6 protein-coding genes are annotated in these 8003 nt (G+C 48.9%); 2 read left to right on the top strand and 4 right to left on the bottom strand.

The window, feature by feature from the left end:
- Window positions 1-43: 43 nt before the first annotated feature.
- Together ACOI7Z_RS26450 and ACOI7Z_RS26445 are read right to left on the bottom strand one after the other, a co-directional pair.
- Window positions 44-310: a hypothetical protein gene (locus tag ACOI7Z_RS26450; protein WP_022644719.1), complete on the bottom strand. Its 267-nt coding sequence runs from the start codon at window positions 308-310 to the stop codon at window positions 44-46.
- A 19-nt stretch (window positions 311-329) separates the two neighbouring features.
- Window positions 330-950 carry a recombinase family protein gene (locus tag ACOI7Z_RS26445; RefSeq protein WP_020314642.1) on the bottom strand — a complete coding sequence of 207 codons (621 nt, stop codon included), beginning with the start codon at window positions 948-950 and terminating at the stop codon, window positions 330-332.
- Window positions 951-1328: 378 nt separating this feature from the next.
- Here ACOI7Z_RS26445 and ACOI7Z_RS26440 point away from each other — a divergent pair, with 378 nt between their 5' ends.
- Window positions 1329-2762: a DNA cytosine methyltransferase gene (locus tag ACOI7Z_RS26440; RefSeq protein WP_075606933.1), complete on the top strand. Its 1434-nt coding sequence runs from the start codon at window positions 1329-1331 to the stop codon at window positions 2760-2762.
- Window positions 2763-2796: 34 nt separating this feature from the next.
- Here the strand turns inward: ACOI7Z_RS26440 and ACOI7Z_RS26435 are convergent, their stop codons facing one another.
- Entirely contained in the window at window positions 2797-4011 is a 1215-nt protein-coding gene (locus ACOI7Z_RS26435) for a type II restriction endonuclease (RefSeq protein WP_148237948.1), read from the bottom strand.
- 307 nt (window positions 4012-4318) lie between these two features.
- On the opposite strand from ACOI7Z_RS26435, the gene ACOI7Z_RS26430 reads away from it, so the two are divergent.
- A complete protein-coding gene (locus tag ACOI7Z_RS26430; protein WP_075606932.1) occupies window positions 4319-7072 on the top strand; it encodes a TrlF family AAA-like ATPase in 2754 nt (917 codons plus the stop codon).
- Between the two features lie 105 nt (window positions 7073-7177).
- Here ACOI7Z_RS26430 and ACOI7Z_RS26425 read toward each other — a convergent pair whose 3' ends face one another.
- Window positions 7178-7774: a recombinase family protein gene (locus tag ACOI7Z_RS26425; RefSeq protein WP_032635043.1), complete on the bottom strand. Its 597-nt coding sequence runs from the start codon at window positions 7772-7774 to the stop codon at window positions 7178-7180.
- Between the last annotated feature and the right edge of the window lie 229 nt (window positions 7775-8003).

Below are 8003 nucleotides of genomic sequence, written 5' to 3'. Positions count from 1 at the left end.
GTTTTTCTTTCCTGTAAGGCCGCTCAGTCAGTCTTCTCGCATATCAATCATTCAGGATGCCGGACAACTCACGTTTGCGAACAGAGCGATCATAATCTTCGGCTTTCACGAAAATCCTGATATTCGAACAAATTAATTCATTCATTCCATCTTTACTGTCCGTTTTCACACACAATCCAGCCCAGAAGGGACCATTTGCAATGGCAGGATCTGTTGTGTCCGAAACGGAGTCGTAGAGTCGCGTTCCCAGAATAGTGAGTCCTGCAACGATTACCGTATAAATTACCAGGGGTATCTTTTTTGTTTTCATCTTACTTCCTTTGTAAACGTTATTTATCAGCGCTGGAGCAGACCCGGATCACAGTCATTTTAGAAACGCCAGCCAGGCGAGCTGTTTCTCGCAGCGATTTTCCATTGACCAGGCGCAGAGTGCGAATCAGTTCGTGTTTCTGCGCATCGGCCACCCTGCCCCGGTATTTTCCTTCTGCTTTCGCCTTACTGATACCCTCTGACTGTCGACGTCGACGGTCTTCGTAATCTTTTCGGGCAATAGCGGCCAGCATATCCAGCATCATGCCATTTACGGCCTTCAGCATGCTTCGGGTAAAGTCATCACTTACTGTGCTGGATAGCGCCAGATAGCTGGTCGGTAGATCAAGACTGACGATGGCCAGCTGCTTGTCTGTAATTTGCTTTCTGAGTGTCTCCCAGCCTGCATCATCCAGGCGAGTGAGCCTGTCGACCTGTTCAATGAGGATCACATCACCAGGTTCCGCATCACCAAGAAGCCTGATCAGTTCAGGGCGGTTCATTGTCGTACCGGAGACATTATCGATATACCAGCCAGCAATACGGTGGCCATGTTGGTTTGCAAACGCCTTCAGTACATTTTTTGCCCGGCTGGCATCCTGCTCTGAAGTGGATGCCCGGAGATACCCAAAAACGAACATTTTTTGTCCTGATGGTAACATTTAAGTGGTACTGCTCATCATGGTATCACTTAAGTAGTCACAATAAAATTACCCGGTATCTTTTTGGGTGGTACATATAAAGTATACTGGGCCGATTTTCTCCGCTTTATGCCATACCTGCCGAATTTTAAGCAGAATTCACGTAGCGTGATCGATTGTAAAGATCGCTTAACTCCCCTCTTAATAAATCTCATATCACTATGTAAAGAAGCCATTTCCCGTTCCAAGCCTCACTTAAGGTGCTTTTTAGAAACAGCAGCTATCGATGGTTGGTACTGTTTAAATATCCAGATTAAACCTTTCCCTCTGGGTCAGATGAGTGATAAAGTTTCACCTATAAGACCCATTGGAGGCATTATGTCTGAATTTGAATTACTGGCGCAGGATCTGCTTGAGAAAGCAGAGATAGACGAAAAGCTCCGGCAGGAAAATGATAAAAAGCTAATTGAGCAGGTGCTGGAAATCTATGATCAGAAGTACGTGGCCGAGTTACTTAGGAAAGTCGGCAAAAACGAGTGGACTCGCGAGACTCTTAATCGCTGGATTAATGGTAAGTGTTCACCTAAGTCGCTGACGTCAGCCGAAGAGGCTCTTCTGCGAAAAATGCTGCCGGAAGCGCCAGCGCATCACCCGGACTATGCTTTCCGGTTTATTGACCTGTTTGCCGGCATTGGCGGTATACGAAAAGGCTTTGAAGCCATCGGTGGCCAGTGCGTTTTTACCAGTGAATGGAATAAAGAGGCTGTGCGCACGTATAAAGCCAACTGGTTTAACGATGAGCAGGCACACACGTTTAATCTCGATATCCGGGAAGTTACGCTCAGTGACAAACCTGAAGTACCAGAAACTGATGCCTATGCCTACATTGACGAGCATGTGCCGGATCATGATGTACTTCTGGCTGGTTTCCCTTGTCAGCCGTTCAGCCTTGCTGGCGTGAGTAAGAAAAACTCACTCGGCCGGGCGCACGGTTTCGAATGTGAAGCGCAGGGAACCCTTTTCTTTGATGTCGCGCGCATTATCCGCGCCAAAAAGCCGGCTGTCTTTGTGCTGGAAAACGTTAAAAACCTGAAGAGCCATGACAAGGGTAAAACCTTTAAAGTCATTATGGAGACCCTGGACGAGCTGGGTTATGAAGTGGCGGATGCGGCTGACATGGGCAAAAGCGATCCTAAAGTCATCGACGGAAAGCATTTCCTGCCTCAGCACCGTGAACGTATCGTGCTGGTTGGTTTCCGCCGCGATCTGAATATTCACCAGGGTTTTACCCTGCGGGATGTCAGTCGTTTTTATCCGGAACAGCGGCCGTCATTTGGCGAACTACTGGAGCCAGTGGTGGACAGCAAATATATCCTGACGCCAAAGCTCTGGGAGTACCTTTACAACTACGCCAAAAAGCACGCGGCTAAGGGGAACGGCTTCGGTTTTGGCCTGGTAAACCCTGAAAACAGGGAAAGCGTTGCCCGTACGCTTTCTGCCCGCTATCACAAAGACGGATCTGAAATTCTGATTGATCGTGGCTGGGATATGGCTACGGGTGAAACAGATTTCGCGAACGAAGAAAATCAGGCGCATCGGCCACGCAGGCTGACGCCGCGTGAGTGCGCGCGCCTCATGGGCTTCGAGAAGCCCGACGGCAGGCCTTTCCGTATTCCGGTGTCGGACACGCAGTCTTACCGTCAGTTCGGTAACTCCGTAGTGGTTCCTGTGTTTGAAGCGGTTGCGAGACTGCTGGAGCCTTACATTCTGAAAGCCGTTTCTGCCGGTGCTGGGAAGGTGGATAACATCTGAGTGCACCTCCCGGCAGGGTATGCCGGGAGATTATTTAAGCAAGATCGGCGTAAAGCCCTGTGAGCTCGGCAATAAAGGCGCCCAGCGTCATTAATTCTGCCCTTACCGCTTCCGGGTATTTTTTATGTATTGACGACGGCACGACCAGCCTGACCCCTTCCGCCTGCATTTCTCTGTACTGTGCCTGTGATACGCCCTCCTGCAGCGTAAACAGATGAACCGGAGAAATTCTGTTGGCTTCATTCAGTATCTGGCGCCAGCGATCTTTGCAGGTGGTCTTAACTGCCAGCATACGCAGATTTTCTGCGGGAAATTCGGCGTCGTGGTAAGCCTCTGCGGAAGGGAAAAGGAAGTCAGGTTTTTTATTGCCCTCCGTAACTGCCTGCGTAGCAAAGTGCCGTAGCCCGTGCTCAATGAAGAGATGCTCCAGGTGCAGCTCCAGTGACTTTCCGGCCCGGGATTTACGACGATTACTGACAGAGTTGGCCAGCGCAATGAATTCATCCACGGAGCCAAATCCTTTCCGGATTATGTCCAGAACATGGAGTTCCTCAACCAACAGAAAAATGTCGTACTCGACGCGCCGACGGTCAATAAGCTGCTCATCCGGATTAAGGGAATTTTTCACATAATGGCCGGCGGCATACTCAATAATTTCATTTCCGGACGGAAAGCGCTGCTGCCAGTCCTCCGGGATAGTGTATTTATGATTAACGGGCATTTGCTGCAGAGACAGGCCGCCTAGGATTCGCCCGGCAGCCCCGGATATAAGCGTTCCGGGGATCACTTCACCAATAGCCGTCTCAATAATGTCCTCTTCATCAGGGCTGACGCAGACCCAGATGTCGACAGCCGTACTGTCCCCGCCGTGCTCATTAAGCCTGAAAGCCAGAAGAGTCAGGGCTCCGGTATTTTCAGGATCTTGAAGCGGGCTGCCTCTTCCCCAGCGTGTAATCCTCTTCTCGTTTCGGGTTTTACCAAAATGACGGCTGTTGTAATAAATTGCCCGGGCTTCGCTGTCCGGGCAGTCATGTGATGACACATGTGCTGTGATAAAGACTGAAGGGTTGAGCTCACGGGTATGGTTGATAGACGGAAATAGCTTCTCAACGATACCAGAAGGGATATAAAGCCCGACCTGATGACCGCCTGTTGCGCCAGTGTCATTGGCGGAAAGGCGTTTAATGTAAACGAAGTAATTCCCGCCTGCGATCTCAAGTAGCCAGTTATGAAAAGCCGACATACATATCCCTCTGTTGTCCTGAAATTCAACTCGTCATTTTTCCACAGTCAGACAGAAGCTGCTAGGAAGGCTTTTGTAGATGCTCTGCCTGCAGCTGAAACCGACTGTAATCAGAAAAAAGAAAAGTATCCTTCTGGGCTCCTACGGCTCGCCAGATTCTGATGGTGCAATGCAAGGTCAAATCCTGCAGCTGGCTAAAGTCCGCTATGAGCGAACAGCGGACGTTGGACTTCCCAACCTTACAAGGTAATCTAGTTTGCAAAGTTAGCGACCTCGCGCAGCCGCACTAATAAAAAGAATAGGAACGGTACAAATGAACTGGATTGGTTCTCGGTGGTGGAAATTCGACTTCCATAATCACACTCCGGCATCGGACGATTATGGAAAAGGCCCTAATCAGGCCCAGTATATGCAGATCACTCATAAAGATTGGCTGCTCAACTACATGCGACAAGGCATCGATTGTGTCGCTGTCACGGACCATAATTCAGGCGCTTGGATTGATCCGCTCAAGCATGCACTCAAGGAACTGGCATCTGAGAGTCATGAAGATTATCGACCACTCTACTTATTCCCTGGTGTTGAGCTTACTGTTCAGGGGAATATCCATATTCTGGCCATTTTCGGAGAAGACAAGACAACCTCTGATATCGACTCACTGCTTGGTGCGGTCAGGTATCGCGCCACCAAAGGAAAGAGCGACGGCTGCTCTGAATGCTCGGCAGTTGAGGTGATCGACGAAATTGCTAGGTCAGGAGGGCTTGCAATACCTGCTCATGTAGATCAGGTTAGCGGACTTTTTACGGTCTGTACGGGCAACACACTAGAGCAGGTGCTTGACAACAAATGTGTTTTTGCTATGGAGGTAACGGACCTTGCTAAAGCAAAACCGCAGCTCTACATTAGCAAGAATTTGAATTGGGCAGAGATTCTTGGAACCGATTCCCATCATCCGTCCGGTACCGGAAATCAACGCTATCCGGGTAGCCATTTCACTTGGGTAAAAATGTCGGAGCCATCTTATGACGGATTACGGCTGGCGCTCATTGATGGTGCTCTTTCACTGAAGCGGTCGGACAACTTCACTGGTGACCCCAATATCCATGGACAACTTGCCATCGAAAGTATCGTGGTTGATGATGCGAAGTACTTAGGGCGAGGGCAATCTTTATCTTGTCAACTGAACCCCTGGCTCAACACTATCATTGGTGGACGAGGCACTGGGAAATCGACATCGTTGGAATTCCTGCGGATTGCTCTTAAACGAAAGGGAGAAATCCCCAAGAGCCTTGAAAAGGAATTTACCAAATACAGTCAAACTTCGAAAGACCGCCAAGATGAAGGGCTGTTAAAAGATTCCACGAAAATAACTGTAGGCTTTCGAAAAGACGGTGGCCGTTTCCGAATCACCTGGTCTAATACCGACGACATATACAGCATCGAGGAAGAGACCGCTCCCGGAGTCTGGTGTGCTTCCGAGGGAGACATAGCACAACGATTTCCTGTCAGGATTTACAGCCAGAAACAGATATTCGAATTGGCAAAGCATCCCCAAGCACTCTTGCAAGTTGTCGATGATGCCGCGGTGGTCAATCATCGTGATTGGCAGCTTAAGTGGGATGAACTGGTTTCCAAATATTTCTCGCTTCGCGCCCAAGAGCGTGAAGTTCAGACCGGGCTTCAGGAGGAATCGGTAACCAAAGGTCAGCTTGAAGACGTCAAACGCAAACTCGATGTTTTTGAAAAGGCGGGCCACGCGGATGTCCTTAAGGCTTACCAACTCAGACAGAACCAGAGTAAGGCTATGGACTCTTGGGTAACGACTTGGGAGGGTTCCGCCGAACAGGTCCGAGATATTTCTGGAAGACTGCTGCCAGCAGAATTGGATCTACAATATTTCGACATTGGGAATGCGGATGACAAAGAACTCTTCGATACCATCAAGGGCATCCGTGCGACGTTTGAGAAGCTTCAGACAGAGATGAACTCGATCGCGCAGCGGATTGATGATGTAAAGAACTCATGGAATCAAACTCGGTCAGACTTGGGAATATCGAAAAGAATTACAGCGGCGAGCCATGAATACACCGGCCTCCTCGGTCAACTCAGCGCAGCAGACGCAGGTGATCCATCTGCATATGGTGTTCTGGTTAAGCAGCGACAAGATTTCGAAGATAAGCTCAAGGGATTCGACAAAAAGAGAGAAACTCTTGCGCAGCATCAGAAGAGCGCGGAAGAATACTTGGTCAAGCTCCATGAGCATCGAGCATTGATAACCAAGCTCCGTGAGGACTTTCTCAAGGATACCCTCGTCGGCAATTCATATGTACAGATCAATGTCATTCCGTTTGGAAACAAGCTTACGGTTGAGGAAGAATTCCGTAACCTGATCGGCCGCAGTAGTGGCGGATTTGACCGCGACATTGGAGTTGTTGACGGGGATGAGGGCTTGCTGGCTTATTTAACGCAAGACCAATCCAATACTATGGATGATAAAATTGAGAAAATAAAATCATCGCTACTTGCAATCCATGAAAACGATACTGTGGCGGTGGATTCCTGCAAAGATCGACGTTTTGTATCCCACATTCAGGGGCTAACTCCGGAACAGATAGATCGAATTCAGTGCTGGTTTCCTGGTGATTCTCTGGATATCAGATATAGCCTCAAGAACGGCGAGAGTTTCAAACCCGTAGAGCAAGGATCTCCGGGGCAAAAAACGGCGGCTCTCCTTGCATTTATCCTTTCATATGGCAATGAGCCTCTTATACTTGATCAGCCTGAGGATGATCTTGATAACCACTTGATCTATGATCTGATCGTAACGCAATTGCGTGAGATCAAACAAAAACGGCAGGTTTTAGTAGTCACGCACAACGCTAACATCGTCGTGAATGGTGATGCGGAAAACGTCATTGCCCTTGATATTCGGTCTGGCCAAACCAGAATTGTGACGCAAGGGGGTCTTCAAGAACCTTCCATACGCGATGAGATATGCAGAGTGATGGAAGGTGGCAGAGAGGCCTTTACCCAAAGATATAAACGAATCAATGCAGCAATCACATAGAACGGAGTTGCACTTGAACGGCAATTGCGCTGAGCTCAATTGCCGCCAATGCTTGGTCGTTAATGTCTGCTCCTGGCACAAAGCAGACATACTCAGAAAAGCAACTCATGAACGAGCATCAGCGTCCTCCATTATCGCTTTCACTCTTAAAATGGTCTGCCGTGTGGTGTCAAATTCGCGGGCGATCGCGCTGATACTCTTCCCTTCACTAAGACGCAAGAACACCGCTTTCTTTTGTTCGTCATCCAGAGCCGGCGGGCGGCCGAAACGCTTTCCGGATGCCTTAGCCCGCGCAATACCAGCATGTGTACGTTCAAGTAGCAGATCGCGCTCAAATTCAGCAACCGCCGAGATTACCTGCATTGTCATCTTTCCGGCCGGACTGGTGAGGTCTACCCCTCCCAGCGCCAGGCAGTGTACCCGTATTTCTGACGCAGAAAGTAGCTCAACGGTTTTTCTGATATCCATGGCGTTTCGCCCGAGGCGATCCAGCTTCGTTACGATTAAAACGTCCCCGTTTTCCATTCGATCAAGGAGACGCATAAATCCAGGGCGTTCAGCAGCCGCGACTGAACCACTTATGTACTCTTCAATCAGTCGCTGGGGTCTGATGGAAAAGCCGGCCGCTTCGATCTCACGACGCTGGTTTTCAGTGTTCTGTTCGAGGGTCGATACCCTGCAGTAGGCAAAAACTCGTGACATATAGTTATTTTATGTACGAAATGGATGTACTTATTATAGCGCATGTCCGAAACTAAAAACACTAACTTTCGGACATACTATATCTTACATGTACGAAACCGGTCGGTTTTGTACATCCCATATTGTATGCTCTATGTGTTCCACTTAAAGTAATATTATTGTGACCACATAAGTTGTGGCTGGCTGGCAAAGTCAGCACTGAATGCCTCCCTGCCCAACCAGTTTATAT

It is taken from the genome of Klebsiella sp. C283 (genome assembly GCF_048822555.1).
Lineage (GTDB): Bacteria > Pseudomonadota > Gammaproteobacteria > Enterobacterales > Enterobacteriaceae > Klebsiella > Klebsiella quasipneumoniae.
The sequence above is the reverse complement of the archived record's forward strand: the minus strand, read 5'-3'. Positions and strand labels throughout refer to the sequence as shown.

What these genes read in the sequence shown, in the direction of transcription:
- ACOI7Z_RS26440 (WP_075606933.1), top strand. Translation starts at nt 1,329, where the DNA reads ATGTCTGAATTTGAATTACTGGCGCAGGATCTGCTTGAGAAAGCAGAG.
- ACOI7Z_RS26425 (WP_032635043.1), bottom strand. Translation starts at nt 7,774, where the DNA reads ATGTCACGAGTTTTTGCCTACTGCAGGGTATCGACCCTCGAACAGAAC.
- ACOI7Z_RS26445 (WP_020314642.1), bottom strand. Translation starts at nt 950, where the DNA reads ATGTTCGTTTTTGGGTATCTCCGGGCATCCACTTCAGAGCAGGATGCC.
- ACOI7Z_RS26450 (WP_022644719.1), bottom strand. Translation starts at nt 310, where the DNA reads ATGAAAACAAAAAAGATACCCCTGGTAATTTATACGGTAATCGTTGCA.
- ACOI7Z_RS26430 (WP_075606932.1), top strand. Translation starts at nt 4,319, where the DNA reads ATGAACTGGATTGGTTCTCGGTGGTGGAAATTCGACTTCCATAATCAC.